General features: G+C 70.0%; 19 protein-coding genes and 1 riboswitch. Of the genes, 12 read left to right on the top strand and 7 right to left on the bottom strand.

Annotated features, from left to right (window positions below; all coding sequences use genetic code 11):
- Positions 1-20: 20 nt before the first annotated feature.
- On the bottom strand, positions 21-1061 hold the full coding sequence (locus tag HD595_RS45910; protein WP_308211185.1) for a C40 family peptidase: 1041 nt from the start codon (positions 1059-1061) through the stop codon (positions 21-23).
- Positions 1062-1066: 5 nt separating this feature from the next.
- A riboswitch (cyclic di-AMP (ydaO/yuaA leader) is annotated at positions 1067-1223 on the bottom strand.
- A 266-nt stretch (positions 1224-1489) separates the two neighbouring features.
- Here HD595_RS45910 and HD595_RS19010 point away from each other — a divergent pair.
- From HD595_RS19010 to HD595_RS19035, 6 genes are all read left to right on the top strand, one after another.
- Positions 1490-2059 carry an amino-acid N-acetyltransferase gene (locus HD595_RS19010; protein ID WP_253770843.1) on the top strand — a complete coding sequence of 190 codons (570 nt, stop codon included), beginning with the start codon at positions 1490-1492 and terminating at the stop codon, positions 2057-2059.
- 85 nt (positions 2060-2144) lie between these two features.
- Complete coding sequence (locus HD595_RS46800; protein ID WP_253770845.1) at positions 2145-3536, top strand: RDD family protein; 1392 nt, start codon at positions 2145-2147, stop codon at positions 3534-3536.
- A gap of 103 nt (positions 3537-3639) precedes the next feature.
- Entirely contained in the window at positions 3640-4122 is a 483-nt protein-coding gene (locus HD595_RS19020; RefSeq protein ID WP_253770848.1) for an RDD family protein, read from the top strand.
- 523 nt (positions 4123-4645) lie between these two features.
- On the top strand, positions 4646-4978 hold the full coding sequence (locus tag HD595_RS19025; RefSeq protein ID WP_175603240.1) for a histone-like nucleoid-structuring protein Lsr2: 333 nt from the start codon (positions 4646-4648) through the stop codon (positions 4976-4978).
- Between the two features lie 802 nt (positions 4979-5780).
- Positions 5781-8285, top strand: a complete 2505-nt coding sequence (locus tag HD595_RS19030; protein WP_253770850.1) for an ATP-dependent Clp protease ATP-binding subunit — start codon at positions 5781-5783, stop codon at positions 8283-8285.
- A gap of 409 nt (positions 8286-8694) precedes the next feature.
- Positions 8695-9633, top strand: coding sequence for a sugar phosphate isomerase/epimerase family protein (locus HD595_RS19035; RefSeq protein WP_175589993.1), 939 nt, complete (start codon positions 8695-8697; stop codon positions 9631-9633).
- A 525-nt stretch (positions 9634-10158) separates the two neighbouring features.
- Here HD595_RS19035 and HD595_RS19040 read toward each other — a convergent pair.
- A complete protein-coding gene (locus tag HD595_RS19040) occupies positions 10159-11034 on the bottom strand; it encodes an HhH-GPD family protein (RefSeq protein ID WP_253770853.1) in 876 nt (291 codons plus the stop codon).
- Between the two features lie 78 nt (positions 11035-11112).
- On the opposite strand from HD595_RS19040, the gene HD595_RS19045 reads away from it, so the two are divergent.
- Positions 11113-11808, top strand: coding sequence for a hypothetical protein (locus HD595_RS19045; RefSeq protein ID WP_253770857.1), 696 nt, complete (start codon positions 11113-11115; stop codon positions 11806-11808).
- A 251-nt stretch (positions 11809-12059) separates the two neighbouring features.
- Here HD595_RS19045 and disA read toward each other — a convergent pair whose 3' ends face one another.
- The 5 genes from disA to HD595_RS19070 are packed head-to-tail and all read right to left on the bottom strand — an operon-like array spanning position 12060 to position 16069.
- Positions 12060-13142 (bottom strand): DNA integrity scanning diadenylate cyclase DisA, encoded by a 1083-nt coding sequence (disA, locus tag HD595_RS19050; RefSeq protein ID WP_253770859.1) that lies wholly within the window; start codon positions 13140-13142, stop codon positions 12060-12062.
- Positions 13143-13183: 41 nt separating this feature from the next.
- Positions 13184-14590, bottom strand: a complete 1407-nt coding sequence (radA, locus tag HD595_RS19055) for a DNA repair protein RadA (RefSeq protein WP_253770861.1) — start codon at positions 14588-14590, stop codon at positions 13184-13186.
- Between the two features lie 54 nt (positions 14591-14644).
- Complete coding sequence (trxA, locus tag HD595_RS19060) at positions 14645-14950, bottom strand: thioredoxin (RefSeq protein WP_253770863.1); 306 nt, start codon at positions 14948-14950, stop codon at positions 14645-14647.
- On the bottom strand, positions 14947-15327 hold the full coding sequence (locus HD595_RS19065) for a MerR family transcriptional regulator (RefSeq protein WP_253770865.1): 381 nt from the start codon (positions 15325-15327) through the stop codon (positions 14947-14949). The genes trxA and HD595_RS19065 overlap by 4 nt, the downstream gene beginning before the upstream one ends.
- A 43-nt stretch (positions 15328-15370) precedes the next feature.
- Positions 15371-16069 carry a class I SAM-dependent methyltransferase gene (locus tag HD595_RS19070; protein WP_253770869.1) on the bottom strand — a complete coding sequence of 233 codons (699 nt, stop codon included), beginning with the start codon at positions 16067-16069 and terminating at the stop codon, positions 15371-15373.
- Positions 16070-16124: 55 nt separating this feature from the next.
- On the opposite strand from HD595_RS19070, the gene HD595_RS19075 reads away from it, so the two are divergent.
- From HD595_RS19075 to HD595_RS19095, 5 genes are all read left to right on the top strand, one after another.
- Positions 16125-16934, top strand: coding sequence for a sugar phosphate isomerase/epimerase family protein (locus tag HD595_RS19075; protein WP_253770871.1), 810 nt, complete (start codon positions 16125-16127; stop codon positions 16932-16934).
- Positions 16931-17512, top strand: coding sequence for a TetR/AcrR family transcriptional regulator (locus tag HD595_RS19080; protein WP_253770872.1), 582 nt, complete (start codon positions 16931-16933; stop codon positions 17510-17512). The genes HD595_RS19075 and HD595_RS19080 overlap by 4 nt, the downstream gene beginning before the upstream one ends.
- A 158-nt stretch (positions 17513-17670) precedes the next feature.
- A complete protein-coding gene (locus HD595_RS19085; RefSeq protein WP_253770874.1) occupies positions 17671-19773 on the top strand; it encodes a (Fe-S)-binding protein in 2103 nt (700 codons plus the stop codon).
- A gap of 148 nt (positions 19774-19921) precedes the next feature.
- Positions 19922-20719, top strand: coding sequence for a hypothetical protein (locus HD595_RS19090; protein WP_253770876.1), 798 nt, complete (start codon positions 19922-19924; stop codon positions 20717-20719).
- Complete coding sequence (locus HD595_RS19095) at positions 20716-21789, top strand: glycosyltransferase (RefSeq protein WP_253770878.1); 1074 nt, start codon at positions 20716-20718, stop codon at positions 21787-21789. The genes HD595_RS19090 and HD595_RS19095 overlap by 4 nt, the downstream gene beginning before the upstream one ends.
- Positions 21790-21813: the final 24 nt, after the last annotated feature.

The following is a 21813-nucleotide window of genomic DNA, read 5'->3' on the forward strand; positions in this document are numbered from 1 at the left end:
CGCGTGGACGTGCGGACGGCTCAGTCGGCGACGCGGACGGCGCCCACGAACGGCCGGTTGACCAGCGACGCCACCCTGACGACGTCACCCGTGCGCGGCGCGTGGACCATCATGTTTCCGCCGATGTAGATGCCGACGTGGTGCAGGTCGCCGTAGAAGAAGACCAGGTCGCCGGGGCGCAGCTCGTCCCTGGAGATGTGCCGGCCGGCGGTCCACTGGCTGCCGGTGTAGTGCGGCAGCGAGATGCCGACCCGCCGGTAGGCGGCCATGACCAGACCTGAGCAGTCGTACGAGCTCGGCCCCTCGGCGCCCCACACGTACGGCTTGAGCTGCTGCGAGAGGGCCCACCTGGCGGCCGCGGCGGCCTTGCCCTCGCCCGCGATCGGCAGGGCGACGCGCTGGGCCCGCGTGCCGGGCCGGCCCGCCTCGCCGATCGCCCGCCTGAACAGGTTGCTCTCCACCTTGGCGACCAGATCGACGATCTTGTCCCGCTTGGTGTCGAGGTCGCTGACGAGCTTCTCGACCTCGTCGATGTGGGCCTTGGCCTCGTCCTTGGCCTTCCTGGCCTGCTCCATGGCCGCGACGACCTGGTTGACCTCGGCGCCCGCCTCCTGCTGCAGCGCGTAGCTGGTCGCGGCCCGGTCGAGGAAGCCGTCGGGGTCGTCGGCGCCCATCATCGCGAGGGCGTGGCCGAGCCCGCCCGTCATGTACTCCTGCTGGGCGAGCTGCCGGGTGCGCGAGCGCTTGGCGGCGAGGTCGGCCTCGCTGGTGGCCAGCACCTTCTTGGCCTGCTCGGCCGTCCTGCGGGCGTTCTTGAGCTTCTCGCGCTGGCCGTTGTACTGCTCACTGAGGGTCTCGATCTCGGTGTGCATCGCCTCGACCTGCTTGGACAGCTCCTCCAGGGAGGGCTTGGGCTTGGCGGTGGCGGCCCCGGACGGGATCACGAAGGAGAGCGCCACCACGGCGGCGCTCAGGACGGCGAAACGGCTCAGCAGAGCCCGTTTCGGGGGGCGGGCATGCCGGCCCGCCCTCGTCCTTCCGCGACCGCGCGTGCGCTTCACCGACCAGCTCCTCTCATCGACGCCTACCGGGTTAGCTGACGGGTTCGGGCCGGAGCAGCCCTACCGAGCGTGGTGCTCGGATTCACCCCAGGTGGTGGCACTCGAGAGCTCGCCACCGGCGGGTCCCCGGCTCCCCCTGCGGGGATTGGGCGCGTCTCCACGCGGGGGTCGCGCGGGTGACATCGTCGCTGGACATTAGTGCACCTCGGGTTCCTGCTCAACCAGAACTGCCAACTCTGTAGAGGTATCGCTACCGAAGGGTCACCAGGTGACAACGAGTCCCGTGCTGCCTGTCCGACTTTATGTCTACTTTGCCATGAGTTGAGACGCCCGTTGCCCGGGCGCGGCACCCTGGAGTGACATGTCGGATGCCGGAGGCAGAGCGGATTTTGGTACGAGCCGTAATGGGATCTGTACTCTGGATGCCCATGGAACAGGTCGCCGAAGTCACCGTGTCTGACACCGACATCGTGGTGCGTCGCGCCCGCACGTCGGACGTCAGGACGATCAGGCGCCTGGTCGACACCTACGCCGGTGCCGGTCCACGTCTCCTGGAGAAGGCCACCGTCACGCTGTACGAGGACGTGCAGGAGTTCTGGGTCGCCGAGCGGGGCGGCGCGGTGGTCGGCTGCGGCGCCCTCCACGTGCTCTGGGAGGACCTGGCCGAGATCAGGACGGTCGCCGTGGATCCCACCTTCCGCGGGCTGGGCATCGGCCACCGGATCGTCTCCGCGCTGATCCGTACCGCGAGGGAGCTCGGGCTCAGCCGGGTGTTCTGCCTGACCTTCGAGGTCGATTTCTTCGCCCGCCACGGATTCCGGAAGATCCAGGGCACTCCGGTCTCCCCGGAGGTCTACGCCGAGCTTCTGGCCTCGTACGACGAGGGTGTGGCGGAATTCCTCGATCTTGAGCACGTCAAGCCGAACACCTTGGGCAACACCCGCATGCTGCTCCATCTGACATCCGGTGACGCCGACCTTGACCGACGAGAAAGGTGATTGTTGATCCCTATGTCGATACGTTGGGCAGCACAGGCATGTGTCCTGACATGTGCTACATGCACTCTCGAAGCGAGGTGACACGGTGAGCACCGGACAGCCGCCGTATCCACAGGACGAATCCGGCGAGAACGCTGCCGGGAATCCCCCGTACGGACAACCCACTCCGAACCGCCCCCACGGTGAGGCCGACCCCGACGCGACCGTCGTGGGCTACCGAGCCGAGGACTACGGCCAGCCCGGCTACGGCCAGCCGCAGTACGGGCAGCAGCAGGGCTACGGTCAGCAGGGCCAGTCGCAGCCCGGCTACGGCCAGCAGCCCGGCTACGGGCAGCCGCAGTACGGGCAGCAGCAGGGCTATGGCCAGCAGGGCCAGTCGCAGCCCGGCTACGGCCAGCAGCCCCCGTCGGGTCAGCAGTACGGCCAGCAGCAGTACGGCCAGCCCTCGGGCCAGCAGTACGGGCAGAACCCCGCATACGGCCAGCAGCCCCCCTCCCAGCCCGAGTACGGCCAGCAGCCGCCCGCCGGCCAGCCGTACGGCCAGCCCGGCTACGCGCCCCCGCCGCAGCAGGGCTACGGCCAGCAGGGCCAGTCGCAGCCCGGCTACGGCCAGCAGCCCCCCTCGGGCCAGCAGTACGGCCAGCAGCCGCCCTCCCAGCCCGGCTACGGCCAGGCGCAGCCGCAGTACGGCCAGCAGGACTACGGCCAGCAGCAGTACGGGCAGCAGCAGGGCTACGGTCAGCAGGGCCAGTCCCAGCCCGGCTACGGCCAGGCCCAGCCGCAGTACGGCCAGCAGGACTACGGCCAGGGGCAGTACGCGCAGCAGGACTACGGCCAGCAGCAGTACGGCCAGCAGGACTACGGTCAGGGCCAGTACGGGCAGGCCCAGCAGTACGGCCAGCAGTTCGGGCAGCAGCCCGGCTACGGTCAGCCCTTCGGCCAGCCGATCGGCCTGCAGCCCCCGGGCGCCCCGGCCCCGCTCGCCGAGTGGTGGCAGCGGCTGGTGGCCAGGATCATCGACGGTGTGATCTTCGGTGTGCTGAACCTGATCATCGGAGGGATCTTCGCGGCGGTCCTGCTGTCGAGCTACGACTGGTCCACCGGCACGATGTCCGGCGGGCTCAGCGCGAAGGCCGTCGGGTTCATCGTCGGCCTGGTGCTGACCCTGCTGTACGTCGGCTACGAGTTCCTCATGACCAAGATGAGGGGGCAGACCCTCGGCAAGATGGTCATGGGCATCAAGATCGCTCCGGTCGGCGGCCCAGTGCCGCCGGAGGGCCTGCCCACCGATGTCGCTCTCAAGCGGGCCGGCGTGACCTGGGGCGGTTACGTCCTGGCCGCGCTTCCGATCCCGCTCTCGACGACTCTCGGCGGACTGGTGGTGGCCCTCAACGGCGCCTCCCAGCTCTGGGACAAGCCGCTGCAGCAGACGTTCGCCGACAAGGTGGCGCGCACCGTGGTGGTCAAGATCAAGTAATCCGTGCACCCGAAACAGAGGCCGGCTCCACGCCGGCCTCTGTTTTGTGCCCGGGCCGTGTCACTATGAAGGTCACTGGTCCGGTGCCGAGCCGAGGTGCGTTATGGAGGCGACGCGGACGGGCGTGAGACCCGCTGAATGGTGGGAGCGCCTTGCCGCGCGGCTCATTGAGGGCGTTGCCTTCGGGGTGTTCTATTACATTCTGTTCATCGCCCTATGGGTCTCCTTCCGGACTGTCGGGGCGCCCGAGTTGTCGGCCGGTCGCTTGGCCGGGGCGGTGGCCTGGTTCACGGCCGGCCTGGCATATACCGCCTATGAGTGGGAGGCCCTTTGCGGCGTCGGCCGCACGTTCGGCAAGGCGATCATGAAGATTCAGGTGACGCCGGACGAGCTTCCTCGGCGAGCTCTGCTGAAACGCGCCCTGCTGTATCCGGGACCGGTCATGCTGTTGGGCATTCCGCTGGTCAATCTGCTGGCCGGAATCTTCCTGTTCGCCGTGGGGATGCTCATCTTGATCGACAGGCCGGAGCAGCGTGGTCCGCATGACCGGCTGGCCGGAACGCGGGTGGTCAAAGATCTTCGTTGAGGCGGGTGTACCTGCGGCGATGCCATTCAGCAAAATTTTCGCTTGATCCGGTAAGGAGCCTGGAGAGACTGGCATTAGGCTATGGGGCAACCAGGGCGGCCCAAGTCGGCGCCCCGGTCTGGCGCGGAGGGCTCACGTGCCGTCATGGTCCGGAGCCGAAGCCAGCGACCCCGAGCGGCATGAGCCCCGCTCATGCTCCCCGTGCCCGTCGTGCATAAAGGGAGCCCCCTGAAACCCCGTCCGCTGTGGAGGCGAGGACGAATGCAAGCCGTTACGGACGTATTGTCGGCGCTCATCCCCCCGGTGGTGGTCGGCGGCGCCTTCATCTTTGGCGTGGTGAAGTTGTGGCGCTCGGAGGCCGCCGGGCGCAGGTCAAACCGGCAGGATGAGGCCGAGAACCACAACTGATCGGCACTGACCGGTCAGTCAGCCGATTCGTGGTGGCGCTGAATTGTCTCCGCGCCTTTCCGGGTATATGTTTGGGCCAGCGAATGAAACAATGCTCCGGGAAAGGATTGCGTAGATGGCCAAGCAGATCCAGGAGATTCTCATCGATGACCTCGATGGGGGCGAGGCCAATGAGACGGTCAGCTTCGCCATTGACGGCTCCTCGTATGAGATTGACCTCAGCGACCTTAACGCCAAGAAGCTCCGGGACGCCCTCTCTCCTTTCGTCCAGCACGCACGCCGGGCGGGCGCCGTGTCGGCGAGGCGGCGCGGGCGCGGAAGCCAGCGGGCGATGAGCCGCGAGAAGAGCTCGGAGATCCGTCAGTGGGCGAAGGCTCATGGCCTGCCGGTCAGCGAGCGTGGCCGCATCGCCTCCACCGTCGTCGAGAAGTACGAAGCCGCCCACTGAGCGACTGCGGACCATGCGCTTATGGCGCTCGCCTAGGACCCCGGCGAACGCCATAAGCGCATGATCATTTTTATCCTCTCAAATGCTGGACACTCCGGGCGCTAATTGATCTTGGTTTCGCCGCATTGGGCGGGTATTTGGGCCCTGGCGTCCGTTCTCCCGTCCGTCGCCGAATGCCGCCGGCGTAAGGGTTTTTGCCCGCCGGTCCCCGGACACCGTTTCTTCGCCATGGCCCGTTCCACCCCCGCGGGCCCCTCGCCCCGCGCAATCCCGGCCGCCCGCCCCGTCGCCTGCTGACAGGCCCGGCGGGCGGTCCTCCGGCCTCCGGTAACCGGGCTGACCAGACTGCGGATTTCGCCGGTCGTGAACCCCTTCATGAACGATTGGCGGGCCTTAGAGACGGCACGTAGGATGTTGGCGCAGGGGTTTCGGACATGGTTACGCGTCATGTGCGGGCGGCGGTCACACCCGAGACCGGTTCCCAGGGCGTCCCGGCGGTGTCCGGCACCGGTGTCCGATGACAAGGTGATCCCACGTTCGGCACAACGATCCACCCCTGCTGGAGCGGCGAATTGGAGTCGCTTCCCCGAGTCCCCTAAACATCGTTCGCTTGCGGCGTATCGGGAACACGCCACCCCCGAACGGTAGTTGGATAGAGGGTGAACGCCCTGCTCTCGGGGAACGTCTCTGCTATAGAGCGTGTCAGCGGCAGTGGGCACGGTTCGCCGAGCCAGGGCTAGCATGCGGGATGACGGGACCGGACTAAACCGGCCTGACTGACCGCTCTGTGAGGAGCGACGAGATGTTCGAGAGGTTCACCGACCGAGCGAGGCGGGTTGTTGTCCTGGCGCAGGAAGAAGCCAGGATGCTCAACCACAACTACATCGGCACTGAGCACATTCTTCTTGGTTTGATCCACGAAGGAGAGGGCGTAGCCGCCAAGGCTCTGGAGAGCCTCGGCATCAGCCTTGAAGGAGTGCGCCAGCAGGTCGAGGAGATCATCGGCCAAGGCCAGTCGGCTCCGTCGGGGCACATTCCGTTCACCCCGCGGGCCAAGAAGGTTCTTGAGCTGTCGCTCCGTGAGGCTCTGCAGCTGGGTCACAACTACATCGGCACCGAGCACATCCTGCTCGGGCTCATCCGTGAGGGTGAAGGTGTGGCGGCCCAGGTGCTGGTCAAGCTTGGAGCAGATCTCAACCGTGTCAGGCAGCAGGTCATCCAGTTGCTCCACGGCTACCAGGGCAAGGAGCCGGCCGCCGCGGGCGGCCCTCAGGAGTCGGCCCCGTCGACGTCCCTGGTGCTCGACCAGTTCGGCCGCAACCTGACCCAGGCCGCCCGCGAGGGCAAGCTGGATCCGGTCATCGGCCGCGAGAAGGAGATCGAGCGGGTCATGCAGGTCCTCTCCCGGAGGACCAAGAACAACCCCGTTCTCATCGGCGAGCCCGGCGTCGGCAAGACCGCCGTCGTCGAGGGCCTGTCGCAGAAGATCGTCAGGGGCGAGGTGCCCGAGACGCTGAAGGACAAGCAGCTCTACACGCTTGACCTCGGCGCCCTGGTCGCCGGCTCCCGCTACCGCGGCGACTTCGAAGAGCGTCTGAAGAAGGTGCTCAAGGAGATCCGCACGCGCGGCGACATCATCCTGTTCATCGACGAGCTGCACACGCTCGTGGGTGCGGGTGCCGCCGAGGGCGCGATCGACGCCGCCAGCATCCTCAAGCCGATGCTGGCCCGCGGCGAGCTGCAGACCATCGGTGCCACGACCCTCGACGAGTACCGCAAGTACCTCGAGAAGGACGCGGCGCTGGAGCGGCGCTTCCAGCCGATCCAGGTGGCCGAGCCCTCGCTCAGCCACACGATCGAGATCCTCAAGGGTCTGCGCGACCGCTACGAGGCGCACCACCGGGTGTCCATCACCGACGGCGCGCTGGTGGCCGCCGCGCAGCTGGCCGACCGCTACATCAGCGACCGCTACCTTCCCGACAAGGCGATCGACCTCATCGACGAGGCCGGCTCGCGGATGCGCATCCGCCGGATGACCGCTCCGCCGGACCTGCGCGAGTACGACGAGAAGATCGCCAACGTCCGGCGCGACAAGGAGTCCGCGATCGACGCGCAGGACTTCGAGAAGGCCGCGGCCCTGCGTGACCAGGAGAAGCAGCTCCAGCTCAAGCGCGAGCGGCGCGAGAAGGAGTGGAAGGCCGGCGACATGGACGTCGTCGCCGAGGTCACCGAGGAGCTCATCGCCGAGGTCCTCGCCACGGCCACCGGCATCCCGGTCTTCAAGCTGACCGAGGAGGAGTCGCAGCGCCTGCTCCGCATGGAGGACGAGCTCCACAAGCGGATCATCGGCCAGGACGACGCCATCAAGGGCCTGTCGCGCTCCATCCGGCGCACCCGCGCCGGCCTGAAGGACCCGCGGCGTCCCGGCGGCTCGTTCATCTTCGCCGGCCCGTCCGGCGTCGGTAAGACCGAGCTGTCCAAGGCTCTGGCGGAGTTCCTGTTCGGCGACGAGGACGCGCTGATCAGCCTGGACATGTCGGAGTTCATGGAGAAGCACACCGTCTCGCGGCTGTTCGGCTCCCCGCCCGGCTACGTCGGGTACGAGGAGGGCGGCCAGCTCACCGAGAAGGTGCGGCGCAAGCCGTTCTCCGTGGTCCTGTTCGACGAGATCGAGAAGGCCCACCCCGACATCTTCAACTCGCTGCTGCAGATCCTGGAGGACGGTCGCCTGACCGACGCCCAGGGCCGCGTGGTGGACTTCAAGAACACGGTCATCATCATGACCACCAACCTCGGCACCCGCGACATCTCCAAGGGCATCGGGGTCGGGTTCGCCAAGTCCAACGACACCGAGTCCAACTACGAGCGGATGAAGGCGAAGGTCCAGGAGGAGCTCAAGCAGCACTTCCGGCCGGAGTTCCTCAACCGTGTCGACGACATCGTGGTCTTCCACCAGCTCACGCCGGTCGAGATCATCCAGATCGTGGATCTGATGCTCTCGCAGGTCGAGGCGCGTCTGAAGGACCGCGACATGGGGCTCGAGGTCTCGCCCGAGGCCAAGCAGCTGCTGGCCGACCGCGGCTACGACCCGGTCATGGGCGCCCGTCCGCTGCGGCGCACCATCCAGCGCGAGCTGGAGGACTCGCTGTCGGAGAAGATCCTGTACGGCGAGCTCCGTCCGGGGCAGGTCATCAAGGTGACCATCGAGGGCGAGGGCGACAACGCGAAGTTCATCTTCACCGGTGAGACCGCGTCGTCCCAGGTGCCCGACTCGGCCGCCGCCATCGCCGGCTCGATTCAGCACTGACGCCCGCCAGGGCGCACCGAGGCCCCCGTGTGACTCGCTCACACGGGGGCCTCGCCGTTTCCGGGGGAGTTCTCGCGGGAGCGCCCGCTGCCGATTTCCCGGTGCCGTCGCTCAGCCACTCCCGGCCCGAGCAGCGGCGTGGGACGACTCACAGGGTCGTTGCGGAAATGTTGGCCCGGAAACGTGTGCCTGCGACGACAAGTAGTACTACTCTGTGTAGAGCACCACCAAGTCTTCCCCAAGTAAGCCGCAAGATCGTTTACCTAGGGTGGGACTGCTCCCTGGGGAGTACGAGGCAGTCAACCCAGGGCGGACGCGTACGCCTCCCGGAGCGGGCATGCTCGGCAGGGTCTACGCGATCCCTGACCGGGTGATGCCGACGATCAATGCGAAGCCGTGGAGGAAACCGATGCGCCTGCGTCACGACGACGGAACGCTGGTACACCTCGCCTACAACGCGGGCGTCCACCCCGCCGAGGACCTGGAGAACCTGATCGCCCACCTGACCCGCTACGCGGTTCCGGTGCGCAAGCGGCTGGGTGTCGAGCGGATGGGCATCGGTCTGTGGCTCTCGCCGAGCGTGGCCGACCACCTCACGGCCGACCGCATCGAGCTCGTACGGCTGCGCCGCTCCCTGGAGGAGCGCGGCCTGGAGGTCGTGAGCCTGAACGGCACGGGCGGGCGCAACCAGGAGGTCCCGGGACCCGACTGGGCCAAGCCCGAGCGCTACCGCTACACGATGGCCCTGGCCAAGATCCTCGCGTTCCTGCTGCCCGACGACGTCAGGTTCGGCAGCATCTCCACCATCCCCATCGGCTGGCGCCGCGACTGGCCGGCCGACCTCCACTCGATTGCCACGCGCCGCCTGGAGCGCCTGGCCCGCGAGCTGCGCGGCATCTACAGCGTCACCGGCAAGACGATCCGCGTCGGCTTCGAGCCGTGGCCCGGCTGCGTCCTGGAGACCACGGAGCAGGCGCTGGAGCGGGTGTGCGGCATCGACTCCGAGCACCTGGGCGTGTGCCTGGACGCCTGCCACCTCGCCTGCGGCTCCGAGGAGCCCGGCGCGGCGCTGCGCGGCCTGGCCGCCGCCGGCGCGCCGGTGGTCAAGCTCGGCCACGTCCACAACCACACGGGCGAGACGCCCAGCACGGGCGCGGTGCTGCACGACACGCTCACGGCCATGCTGTCCGGGGCCGTCAGCGGCAGCGCGCACATCGAGGTGGAGACGCACAACCTCGCGGTCCCCGGCCGCGCCAAGGGGCCGGGCGCCCTGGTGTCCATGCTGGCGCAGGAGCTCGACTGGGCCCGCACCAACCTCACGGGCCTCGGCCTCCAGCTCGCCGCCTGACCGACCTCCGACCGCCCGGAAGGCACCACGGCCCGACCTGGACGCGTCTGCGGCGATCTTCCTGAGGTCGGACGCGTCGGTGGTGGCCTTCCTGAGCTCGGACCGTCGGCGGCGATCTGCTTGAGGTGGGACGCGTCGGCGGCCTTCCCCAAGGCCGGACGCGTCGCGGTGGCCTTCCCAGGGGCGCGCGCAGCGAGCCCGCCGAGGCTCCGTCCTCCTGCGGCCGCACGCCGTCGAGCTCCCCGAGGGTTGCCGTGTGCGGGAGCGAGTCCTTCTGAGCGCCGGACGGGCGGGCGGTCACGTCGAGGACGGCGGGCGTCGCGAGCTCCCCGTGGCCCCCGTGCCTGGCGAGCCCCTAAGAGCGTTGCCAGGCCGCCTCCCGACAGGACCGAGCGGCCCCGGGTCGGCGGATCAGGGCACCTGGGCGGCGGCCGAGCGCGTCACAGGCTGCCGAACCAGCCCGGGATGTCGAGGCGGCACAGGTGACTCACGGCCGCACCCGTGCGGCGAGGGGGTCGTGGGCGGTCAGGAGTGCGGGAGGCGGTAGGTGCCGTCGTCCAGGGCCTCGGCCAGGCCGTCGGCGACCAGGCCGTCCAGGGCGCGTTCCCGCTGCACCGCGTCGTCCCACACCGCGTCCAGCGCCTCCTTCGGCACCGGGCCGTGCGCCGCCCGCAGCACCGCGAGCAGGCGGCCACGGCACTGCCGGTCGGTGCCCGCGTACGTCTGCCCCTTGCGGGCCGGCCCGTCGTGCGGTGGCTTGCCGGCCAGCCGCCAGGCGCAGGCGTGGGTGACGGGGCAGTCGGCGCAGCGCGGGGCGCGCGCCGTGCACACCAGCGCCCCCAGCTCCATGACCGCCACGCCCCAGCGGGCCGCGCCCAGTTCGGGCAGCAGGGCCTCGGCCAGCCGTCGCTCGGCCGCCGACGTGGCGACCGGCGGGTACTCCTCGCCCCGCACCGCCCGCGCGAACACGCGGCGCACGTTCGTGTCCAGCACCGCGTGCCGGCCGCCGTACGCGAAGCTGGCGACCGCGGCCGCGGTGTACTCGCCGACGCCCGGCAGCGACAGCAGCGTGGCGTGGTCGGACGGCACCTCGCCACCGTGCTCCTCGGCGATGGCGCGGGCGCAGGCGTGCAGCCGCAGGGCGCGGCGCGGGTAGCCGAGCCGCCCCCAGTGGCGCACGGCCTCGCCCGGCTGCTCGGCCGCCAGCGCCTTGGGGGTGGGCCAGCGCTCCATCCACTCGTTCCAGACGGGGAGCACGCGCACGACGGGGGTCTGCTGGAGCATGATCTCGCTCACCAGCACGCCCCACGGGGTCGCGTCGGCGGCGCGCCACGGGAGATCCCGGGCGTTGGACTCGTACCACTCCAGAATGGGTACGTGCAGGAGGTTCGGCTCAACCACGCGCTCCAGCGTATGCCCACTCCGGCGGCATCGGCGTGTCGTCACGCTAAGTAGCCGTACCATTACCATGCTGTGAGTATGGACCCGGATACGATACGTGGCGACGGCGGCGACGGTGGCGGTGACGTCTACTGGCGGCGGCGGATGAGCGTGCTCATCGCGGTGCTGGTGGTCGTGGCCGTGGTGGCGTGGGCGTGCTCCAGCGGCTCCGACGGGCCGCAACGTTCCTCCAGCGCCGAGTCCTCCGCCAGCCGGTCGCCTTCCGCCGACCCGTTGCTGGCGGGCCTGCGCACCCTCGCCCTCGGCACGGCCACCCCGACGCCCCAGCCGAGTCCCAGCAAGGCCGCCACCCCCGCCGTGGCCGACGCCAGGCCCGACCGTCCCGGCCAGCCCTGCGCCGAGGACGACCTGGTGCTGAGCCTGCAGGGCAAGCAGGACGTCTACACCGGTGGCGCCTGGCCCAACTTCCTCGTCACGCTGGTCAACACCGGGCCCGTCATGTGCCGGGCCGACGTGGGGCCGCGGGCCCTGGAGGTCCGCATCACCTCGGGCGAGGACCGCATCTGGTCCACCGCCGACTGCGTGAGCGGGCCCGCCGGCGAGCAGCGCGAGCTGGAGCGCGGCATCCCGTACGTCCGCACGCTCGACTGGGACCGGCGCCGCTCCAGCGCCGACTGCCGCACCACGCCGGCCACGGCCCTGCCGGGCACGTACGTGGCGGTGGCCCGCATGGGCAAGCTGAAAAGCCCCAAGGGGGTCTTCCACCTCAGGTGAGGCCCTCGCCCGCCGAGGGTGCCCACCTCGCCGCCGGCACATTCCCCTCCTTTTGCCGACACCGCCCACCCCAGGCGCTCCCCACGCGGGGCGTGTACCCGCGGGCGGGGAGCGGAAGGATCGGGTGCCGGTGTGGACGCGCGGAAGAGGGGACGGGCGCTGCGCAGACGGCGATGGGAAGAACCGAGTGCCGGCGTGCACGCGCGGACGAGGAAACGGGACCCAAGCGGACGAGGAGGCCGGGAGCCCGGTCAGACGTAGCGTTCGAGGATGGAGGACTCGGCCAGGCGGGACAGGCCCTCGCGGACGCTGCGGGCGCGCGACTCGCCGACCCCGCCGACCGCCTGCAGGTCGTCGATGCTGGCCGCGAGCAGCTTCTGCAGCCCGCCGAAGTGGTTGACCAGGCGGTCCACCACCGTGGCCGGCAGCCGGGGGACCTTGGCCAGCAGGCGGAAGCCGCGCGGGCTGACCGGGGTGTCGAGGGTCTCGCCGCCGTCGTGGCCGAGGACGCGGGCCACCGTCGTCAGGTCGAGCAGGGCGCTGCCGGACAGCTCGTCGAGGTCGTGCATGGCCTCCGACAGGCGCCGGGCGCGCCGGCCCGACGGCGCCGGGAGGTAGTCGCGCACCACCAGCTCCCGCTCGGAGTCGACGCCCGCCACCAGCTCGTCGAGCTGGAGCGACAGCAGCCGGCCGTCGGTGCCGAGCTCGACCACGTAGCCCTTGATCTCGTCGGAGATGCGCCGCACCATCTCCAGCCGCTGGGCGACGGCCGCCACGTCGCGCACGGTCACCAGGTCCTCGATCTCCAGGGCCGACAGCGTGCCGGACACCTCGTCGAGGCGGTGCTTGTAGCGTTCGAGGGTGGCCAGGGCCTGGTTGGCCTTGGACAGGATGGCCGCCGACTCCTCCAGAACGTAGCGGATGCCGTCGAGGTAGAGGGCGATGATCCGCATCGACTTGCTGATCGCGATGATCGGCAGGCCGGTCTGCCGGGCGACCCGCTGGGCGGTGCGGTGGCGGGTGCCGGACTCGTCGGTGGGGATGGCCGGGTCGGGGACGAGGTGGACCGCGGCGCGCACGATCTTCTGGTCGTCGCTGACGACGATCGCGCCGTCCATCTTGGCCAGCTCGCGCAGCCGGGTGGCCGAGAAGTCGACGTCGAGCTCGAAGCCGCCGCTGCAGAGCTGCTCGACCTCGCTGTTGTAGCCGAGCACGATGAGCCCGCCGGTCTGCCCGCGCAGGATCCGCTCCAGGCCGTCGCGCAGAGGTGTGCCCGGGGCCACCGCGGCCAGGGCTTCGCGACGGCGGTCGTCCAGACTCCTGTCGTTTGGCACCAGACCCCCGTGTCGAAATAGTCAAGCCCAGCTTAGCGGCGCTATGTGACGTGTGTGAGAGCGTCCCAGACGTTCTCCGCCTCCACCACCTCGAATCCGGGGGCGAACGTGACCGATCCCACCGGCACCAGGGAGCGCTGCCCGTCACGTTTGCGCGTGCCCTCGTCGAGGGAGCCGGCGGGCACCAGGCCGCGGCGGAAGCCCAGCCTGGCGGCCTCGCTGAGGCGCCGCCGCACGTCCTTGACCGGGCGCAGCTCGCCCGCGAGGCCCACTTCGCCGAGGGCGACGAGCCCGGCCGGGAGCGGCTTGTCGCCGGCGGCGCTGGCCACGGCGAGCATGACGGACAGGTCGACCGCCGGGTCGGCCAGCTTGATGCCGCCCACCGTGGCGGTGAACACGTCGCAGCCGCCGAGCTTGGCGTTGAGCCGCCGCTCCAGCACGGCCAGGATCATCTGCACGCGGTAGGTGTCGAGGCCGGAGGAGGTGCGCCGGGGCTGCTGCGCCTCGGTGCGGGCGACCAGGGCCTGCACCTCGGCCGGGAGCGGCCGGGTGCCCTCGACGGTCACGGTCACGCAGGTGCCGGGCACCGGGCTGCTGCGCCGGGAGACGAACAGCCCGCTCGGGTCGGTGATGCCCTCGATGCCGCGCTCGTGCAGGTCGAAGCAGCCGACCTCGTCGGTGGGCCCGAACCGGTTCTTGATCGCGCGGACCATGCGCAGCCGGGAGTGGCGGTCGCCCTCGAAGTTGAGCACGACGTCGACCAGGTGCTCCAGGGTGCGCGGGCCGGCGATGGAGCCCTCCTTGGTGACGTGGCCCACGAGGACGGTCGCCATGTTGCGCTCCTTGGCCAGGCGCACGAGGTTGGCGGCGACCTCGCGGACCTGGGTGACCCCGCCGGGCACGCCCGTGGCCTGGGCCGAGCCGATCGTCTGCACGGAGTCGACCACGAGGAGCTGCGGCTGGACCTTCTCGACGTGGGCCACCAGGGCCGACAGCTCGGTCTCGGCGGCGAGGTAGAGGCGGTCGCGGATCGCGCCGATGCGGTCGCCGCGCAGGCGGACCTGCGCGGCCGACTCCTCGCCGGTGACGTAGAGGACGGTGTCGCGCTCGGCGATGCGGGCCGCGGCCTCCAGCAGCAGCGTGGACTTGCCGATGCCGGGCTCGCCGGCCAGCAGGACGACCGCGCCGGGCACCAGGCCGCCGCCGAGCACCCGGTCGAGCTCGCTCACCCCGGTGGTGCGGGCGATCGCCACCTCGGCCTTGACGTTGCCGATGGGCAGGGCGGGGGCGGTGGTGGCGCCGGCCTGGACGACGTTGACGCCGGCGCGGGCGCCTTCCTCGTCGACCGTGCCCCACGCCTGGCACTCGCCGCACCGGCCCACCCATTTGGGGCTGCGCCAGCCGCACTCGGCGCAGCGGTAACCGGGTTTGGGGGCAGTCTTGGCCATGCGGAGCAGGCTAGCGGCCCCGACCGACAATCGCGGTGAGCGCCGCCGCCGGCGTCACGCCAGGCCGAGGTCGGAGACCAGCATGCGCTTGGGCTTGGCGCCGACGACCTGGCGCACCGGCTCGCCGTTCTCGAACAGCAGGAGCGTGGGGAGGCTGAGCACGCCGTACCGGGACATGATCTCGGGGTTCTCGTCGGTGTTGAGCTTGCCGATGGTCAGGCCGTACTCGCTCTCGATCTGCTGGAGCACGGGCGCGACCATGCGGCACGGCCCGCACCACTCGGCCCAGAAGTCGACCAGGACGGGCTTGTCGGCGCGCAGGACCTGCTCGTCGAAGTTCACGGTGGTGAGGGTGATCATCTCTCTCCTTGGATCGAAAACATGCAGCCGGAGCAGGACTCGCCGAGCTGGGCCGAGACCTCGGCGCGGCGGGCGAGCAGGGTGCGGATCTCGTCGTCGATCTCGACCAGCTTGCGCCGGTAGACCTCGGCCGAGTCGCGGCACGCGCCGCCCTTCTCGTGACCGGCCCGCAGGCAGTTCACGAACGGCCGGGTGTCCTCCAGCGTGAAGCCCACCGACAGCAGCGTGCGGATCTCCTCCACGAGGCGGACGTCGTCCTCGGCGTACTCGCGGTAGCCGTTGGCGCCCCGCCGTGAGGTGATCAGTCCGTGCTGTTCGTAGTAACGCAGCGAGCGGGTGCTCGCCCCCGTACGTCCGGCCAGCTCTCCGATGCGCATGGCCCCACGGTAAACGTTGACGCCAATGTCAAGGTCAAGGGGGTCAGAACAGGCGCCAGCGCAGCACGTTGGGATAGTCCAGCTCCAGGCCGGGGGTCTCGGCGATGGCCTGCCGGGCCACGTCCGGCGCGAACTCGATGCGCAGCACGGCCTCCAGGTCGGCCCGCCGCTCGAACACCATCCGCAGGTCGAGCTCCTGCCGCTGCCAGCCCTGCCGCGTCCAGAACGCCTCGACCTCGCGCGCCGAGTACGCGGGCACCGTGCGCGAGAACCAGCGGCCGAACGCCCCGCGGCCCGCGTCGAGGTCGACCACGAAGGCCGCGCCGCCGCGCCGCACGACCCGGGACAACTCGCGCAGCCCCGGCTCGCTGCCGGGACCGAAGAAGTACGCCCAGCGCGCGACGGCGACGTCCACCGACATGTCGGGCAGCGGGAGGTCCTGCGCGGCGGCGGCGTGGACCTCCACGTTGGGCAGCGCGGCGCAGCGGCGGCGGGCGAGCGTCACCAGGTCGCCGTGCGGCTCGACCCCGATCACCCGCGCCGCGGCGGCCGACAGGCCCGGCAGGTGGTAGCCGGTGCCGCAGCCGATGTCGAGCACGGTGGCGCCGTCCCACGGCCGGATCGCCCGCATGGCCGCCTCGGCCGCGCCGTCGGGGTCGACGGCGCGGTTCTCCAGCTCGTACAGCTGCGGGGTGTTCCAGATGTTGGGGCTGGGGATGGCGCCTTTTGCGATCCGGGGCATGACCCAACCGTAGGCGTCGCGCGCCAGAACCCCGTCACCGGCTTAGGCTGGCAAGGTGGCTGACGTCATCCGTGTGCCCAATGCGAAGATCGCATTGTCCACCGCCTCGGTATATCCGGAACGCACCCCTGACGCGTTCGAGCTCGCCGCTCGCCTGGGCTACGACGGTGTCGAGATCATGGTCGGCGCCGATCCCGTGAGCCAGGACATCGACGTGATCGAGCGGCTGTCCGACCACTACCAGGTGCCCGTGCTGGCCATCCACGCCCCGTGCCTGCTCGTCACGCAGCGGGTCTGGGGGCGCGACCCCTGGGCCAAGCTGGTGAGGGCCCGGCAGGCGGCCGAGCGGCTCGGCGCGTCCGCGGTCGTGGTCCACCCGCCGTTCCGCTGGCAGCGCGAGTACGCCCGCGACTTCGAGACCGGCATCGCCCGCATGCGCGACGAGACCGACGTGATCTTCGCCGTGGAGAACATGTTCCCGCTGCGCGCGCGGAACAACGACGTCGTTCCGTACTCTCCCGACTGGAACCCGATCGACTACGACTTCCCCCACGTCACGCTGGACCTGTCGCACACGGCCGTGTCGGGCTCCGACGCCATGGAGATGGCCACCAAGCTCGGCGACCGCCTGGCGCACCTGCACCTGGCCGACGGCGTGGGCGTGACGAACAAGGACGAGCACCTGGTGCCCGGGCGCGGCACCCAGCCGTGCGCGCCGATCCTGGAGCGCCTGGCGAACTCCGGCTACGGCGGGCTGGTGGTGCTGGAGATCAACACGCGCAAGGCGGCCAGCCGGACGGAGCGGATCGACGACCTCGCCGAGGCGCTCGCGTTCGCCCGCCTGCACCTCGCGGCGTCCGCATGACGGTCAAGAGGGGTCCCGGGCGCAGGCCGGGATCGGCCGACACCAGAGGGGAGATCCTGGCGGCGGCCCGGCGGGTGTTCGCCGAGAAGGGGTTCGACAAGGCGACGGTCCGGGGCATCGCCCGGGAGGCGCAGGTCGACCCGGCGCTCGTGCACCACTACTTCGACACCAAGGAGGGCATGTTCGCGGCGGCGATGCGGCTGCCGCTGACGCCCGAGCAGGTCGTGCCGGCCGTCCTCGACGGCCCGTACGAGGAGATCGGGGAGCGGCTGGTCCGGCTGCTGCTCAAGGTGACCGCCACGCCCGAGACGCGCGAGCCGATGATCGCGCTCATCCGGTCGGCGATGACGCACGAGTACGCCGCGTCGATGTTCCGGGAGTTCGTCTCCAACGCGCTGCTGTTCAAGGTGGCCGACACGATCGGCGTGCCGCACCTGCGGATCGAGGCGGCGTTCGCGCAGATGTTCGGCGTGCTGATGGCCCGCTACGTGCTCCGGCTGGAGCCGATGGCGGGGGCCGAGCCGGAGGAGCTGGTGGAGCTGCTGGCGCCGACGATCCAGCGCTATTTCACGCCGTAGCGCACCATAGAGCATTGTTCGGTAACGGCCGGTGGCCGTAGGGTGGGTCGCGTTATCCCAGTTATGTTACCGACGGGTAGGATTCTGGGGAGACCTGGTCGTTGCGTGGCTGACCGGCGCTCGTACGCTGGCAGCCAACGTCGTCTGTGGGAGGGCCCGTGCTCTGGGTAGCCATCATCGGACTCGTCATGACCGTCCTGGCGGTGGCCGTGGCGGGCCGTCGGGCGCTGTTCCTCTACAAGCTCGCCACCGTCGGGCCGCCCGCGCCCGAACGTCTGGAGTACGCCAGGACGCACGCCGGCGAGGAGATCAAGGCGCAGCTCGTCGAGGTGTTCGGCCAGAAGAAGCTGCTGAAGTGGACACCGTCCGGCGTCGCCCACTTCTTCGTCATGTGGGCGTTCTTCATCCTGCTGACCGTCTACGTCGAGGCGTACGGCGCGATCGTGCAGGGCGCGATCACCGGCCGCCCCGACTTCCACATCCCGCTCATCGGCCAGTGGGCCGTGCTGGGATTCCTGCAGGACTTCATCGCGGTCGCGTGCCTGCTGGGCCTCGTCGCGTTCGCGGCCATCCGGATCAAGAACTCGCCCAAGACGCTGGGCCGCGGCTCGCGCTTCACCGGCTCCCATCTGGGCGGCGCGTGGCTCGTCCTGTTCATGATCTTCAACATCATCTGGACGTTGTTCCTGGCCCGCGGCGCCGCGGCCGCCAACGGCAACTCTCCCTACTCCTCGGGCGCGTTCGTCTCGCTCGCCCTCGGCGACGTGCTGCCGCGCAGCTCGCTGCTGGAGGAGATCGCGCTGCTGCTGCACATCGGCTTCATGCTGGTGTTCCTGGTGATCGTGGTCAACTCCAAGCACCTGCACATCTTCACCGCGCCGCTGAACGTGCTCTTCTCCCGCCGGCCCGACGGCCTGGGCGGCGCTCCCGAGCTGCGCGTGGACGGCAAGCCGGTCGACTTCGAGGACGAGGACCTCGACGCCGAACGGCTGGGGCGCGGCAAGATCGGCGACACTACGTGGAAGGGCTTCCTCGACTTCTACTCCTGCACCGAGTGCGGACGCTGCCAGTCGCAGTGCCCGGCGTGGAACACCGACAAGCCGCTGTCGCCGAAGATGCTCATCCTCGACCAGCGCGACCACGCCTTCAAGGTGGCCCCGTACCTGCTGGCCGGGGCCGACACCAGCCACGCCGACACCGACGTGCTGGCGCTGCTGGAGAAGCCGCTGGTCGGCGAGGACGGCGTCATTCACCCCGACGTGCTGTGGTCGTGCACCAACTGCGGCGCCTGCGTCGAGCAGTGCCCGGTGGACATCGAGCACATCGACCACATCCTCGACATGCGCCGCTACCAGGTGATGGTCGAGTCGTCGTTCCCGTCCGAGGCGGGGGTGATGGTCAAGAACCTGGAGAACAAGGGCAACCCGTGGGGCATGTCCGAGATGAAGCGGGCCGACTGGATCGAGGAGCTCGACTTCGAGGTCCAGCTGATCGACGAGAAGATGCCCGAGGACACCGAGTACCTCTTCTGGGTCGGCTGCGCCGGCGCCCTGGAGGACCGGGCCAAGAAGACCACGAAGGCGGTCGCCGAGCTCCTGCACATCGCGGGCGTCAAGTTCGCCGTGCTCGGCCCCATGGAGGCGTGCAGCGGCGACCCGGCCCGCCGCCTGGGCATGGAGTACCTGTTCAACATGCTCGCGCAGCAGAACATCGAGACCCTCAACGAGGCGGGCGTCAAGAAGATCGTCGCCACCTGCCCGCACTGCTTCAACACGCTCGCCAACGAGTACCCGCAGCTCGGCGGCACGTACGAGGTCGTGCACCACACCCAGCTCCTCGCCAAGCTGGTCGACGAGGGCAAGCTCACCCCGATCACCCCGATCGAGGAGAAGATCACCTACCACGACCCGTGCTTCCTCGGCCGCCACAACAAGGTCTACTCCCAGCCGCGCGACATCATGTCCAAGGTGCCCGGCGTGCAGACCCAGGAGATGCACCGCCACAAGGACCGCGGCTTCTGCTGCGGCGCCGGCGGCGCGCGCATGTGGATGGAGGAGCGCATCGGCAAGCGCATCAACACCGAGCGGGTGGACGAGGCGCTGACCACGAATCCCGACACCGTCTCCACCGCGTGCCCGTTCTGCATGGTGATGCTCGGCGACGCGATCAACGAGAAGAAGAACAACGGTGAGGCCAAGGAGTCGCTGGAGGTCGTGGACGTCGCCCAGCTCCTGATCAAATCCGTGAAAACCCCTACCTGACACGGGAAGTCGGAACTCCTCCACAAGCAAAGTGGAGGAGTTTCGCATGTCAGGGCAACCCCCTGGAAGAAATCTGCCATCCACATAACGGGAAAATCACGGTAACCTCAACGACGCATGGCTTCATTCGACGGGGAGGGGGCTCGCGATGCGCGTCGTGGTCACAGACGCGGAAGTCACGCTCGCCGATGTGCTCTCCCTCCGGCTGGCCATGGAGGAGCCCCTGAGTGACGGCACCGAACTCGTGCTCAGGCACCGGACGACGGGGGTCGAACGCGAGGTGCTGCTGGGCACTCCCGGTGCCCGCGCGGGCGAGGCCACGCTGGCCGTCTCGCTGGCGCCGCTCATGCTGACGGCCGGGCGCTGGGACGCCTACCTGCGGCGCGACGGCCGGCGCGTGCGGCTGCGCAGCGTGGATCCGGGCTTCTCCCTCGACCATCTCGACGCGTACGCGCTGTGCAAGCGCACCCTCGCCTACCGCTCCTACCGCACCCGCAACGGCTACCTCGCACTGAAGATCGCCGACGCCGAGCCGATCGCGGAGGTGCGCTCGATCTGGTTCCGGGAGGGCCGCATGGAGGTCATGGGCCTGCTCGCCTTCACCGGCCTGGAGGACGACGACGCCCGTCACGAGGCCAGGCTCGCCCTGCACCGCAGGCAGTCCGGCGACCTCATGCGGCGCACCTGGGCGACCGTGCAGGGCGTGCGCTTCCACGCCGCGTTCTCCCTGGTGGACGTGCTCGCGGCCGACCCCGACCAGGCCGGCACCTGGGAGCCGGCGCTGGAGGTCGAGGGCGTGGCCACGCCGCTGAAGCTCGGCTCGCGGCTCGACGACGTCGACGGCAAGCGCCGCCGCCTGCACTACCCGTCGGCCCGGATCGACGGGGTGCCCATCCGGCCCTGCTACACCGCCGACGACGAGCTGCGGATCGAGGTGGGCGGGTGAAGATCACCCTGCTGCTCTCCTCCGCGTACGGCATGCGCGGCGACGTGCGCTCCACGCTCAACCTCGCCACCGCGCTGTCCGAGCGGCACGACGTCGAGGTGATCAGCGTCCGCAGGCACAAGGACCGGCCGTTCTTCCCCGTCGGGCCGGACGTGACCATGCGCTCGATCATCGACGCCAGGCCCGGGAGCCGGCGCCTGCTGCCGCGCGGGCAGGTGCGCGCCGAGGTCGCCCTGTGGCGGCTGCTGCGCAGCCTCAAGTCCGACGTGCTCGTCACCACCAGGCCGGCGCTCGGCGTCCAGGCCGCCCGCCACGCCCCGCGCGACCTGCTCAAGATCGCCCGCGAGTGGGGGCGGCCGGCCGTGCCCGCGCCGGTCAAGCGCTTCTACCCGCGCCTGCAGGCGGTCGTCACCGCCACCGAGGCCGCCGCCGAGGAGTGGACCAGGCTCCTCGACGGGTCGCCCGCCGTCCACACGGTGCCCGACGCGCTGCCGGACGGCCCGTGGCCGCGCTCGCGGATGGACAACCGCATCGTCGCCGCCGGCGGCCGGTGGATCCCGGTCAAGGGGTACGACCGGCTGATCAGGGCGTTCGCCACCGTGGCCGACAAGCGGCCCGACTGGCGGCTGCGGCTGTACGGCGGCGGCTCCGAGGAGCGGCGGCTGCGCGCGCTGGTGCGCGACCTCGACCTGCACAACCACGTCTACTTCATGGGCATGACCCCCGACCTCGCGGGGGAGTTCGCCAAGGCGTCGATCGTGGTCAACACCGCGCGCCACGGCGACCTCGGCATGACCGTGCTGGAGGCGATGGGGTGCGGGGTTCCCGTGGTGGCCTTCGAGGGCTCGCGGGGGCCCACGGAGTTCGTGGCCACGGGGTACAACGGGGTGCTGGTGCCGGAGGGCGACGGCGAGGCCGAGCTGGAGATGTTCGCATCGGCGCTGCTCGCGCTCATCGACGACGAGCGCAGGCGGCGGTCGCTGGCCGCCGGGGCGCTCGACACCGCGCTGCGCCACTCGGCCGCCGAGGTCGGGCCGCAGTGGGAGAAGCTGATCGCGGACCTCAGATGACTCGTGGCGGATGCGGATATCGTG

The organism is Nonomuraea roseoviolacea subsp. carminata, assembly GCF_024172185.1.
In the GTDB taxonomy this organism is placed as follows: domain Bacteria; phylum Actinomycetota; class Actinomycetes; order Streptosporangiales; family Streptosporangiaceae; genus Nonomuraea; species Nonomuraea roseoviolacea.

Bases quoted from the DNA above. Each gene is read 5' to 3' on its own strand.
- HD595_RS19070 (WP_253770869.1), bottom strand. From the start codon at position 16,069: ATGCCCCGGATCGCAAAAGGCGCCATCCCCAGCCCCAACATCTGGAAC.
- HD595_RS19065 (WP_253770865.1), bottom strand. From the start codon at position 15,327: ATGCGCATCGGAGAGCTGGCCGGACGTACGGGGGCGAGCACCCGCTCG.
- HD595_RS19025 (WP_175603240.1), top strand. From the start codon at position 4,646: ATGGCCAAGCAGATCCAGGAGATTCTCATCGATGACCTCGATGGGGGC.
- HD595_RS19035 (WP_175589993.1), top strand. From the start codon at position 8,695: ATGCGCCTGCGTCACGACGACGGAACGCTGGTACACCTCGCCTACAAC.
- HD595_RS19020 (WP_253770848.1), top strand. From the start codon at position 3,640: ATGGAGGCGACGCGGACGGGCGTGAGACCCGCTGAATGGTGGGAGCGC.
- HD595_RS19045 (WP_253770857.1), top strand. From the start codon at position 11,113: ATGGACCCGGATACGATACGTGGCGACGGCGGCGACGGTGGCGGTGAC.
- HD595_RS19010 (WP_253770843.1), top strand. From the start codon at position 1,490: ATGGAACAGGTCGCCGAAGTCACCGTGTCTGACACCGACATCGTGGTG.
- HD595_RS19090 (WP_253770876.1), top strand. From the start codon at position 19,922: ATGCGCGTCGTGGTCACAGACGCGGAAGTCACGCTCGCCGATGTGCTC.
- trxA (WP_253770863.1), bottom strand. From the start codon at position 14,950: ATGATCACCCTCACCACCGTGAACTTCGACGAGCAGGTCCTGCGCGCC.
- HD595_RS19080 (WP_253770872.1), top strand. From the start codon at position 16,931: ATGACGGTCAAGAGGGGTCCCGGGCGCAGGCCGGGATCGGCCGACACC.
- radA (WP_253770861.1), bottom strand. From the start codon at position 14,590: ATGGCCAAGACTGCCCCCAAACCCGGTTACCGCTGCGCCGAGTGCGGC.
- HD595_RS19030 (WP_253770850.1), top strand. From the start codon at position 5,781: ATGTTCGAGAGGTTCACCGACCGAGCGAGGCGGGTTGTTGTCCTGGCG.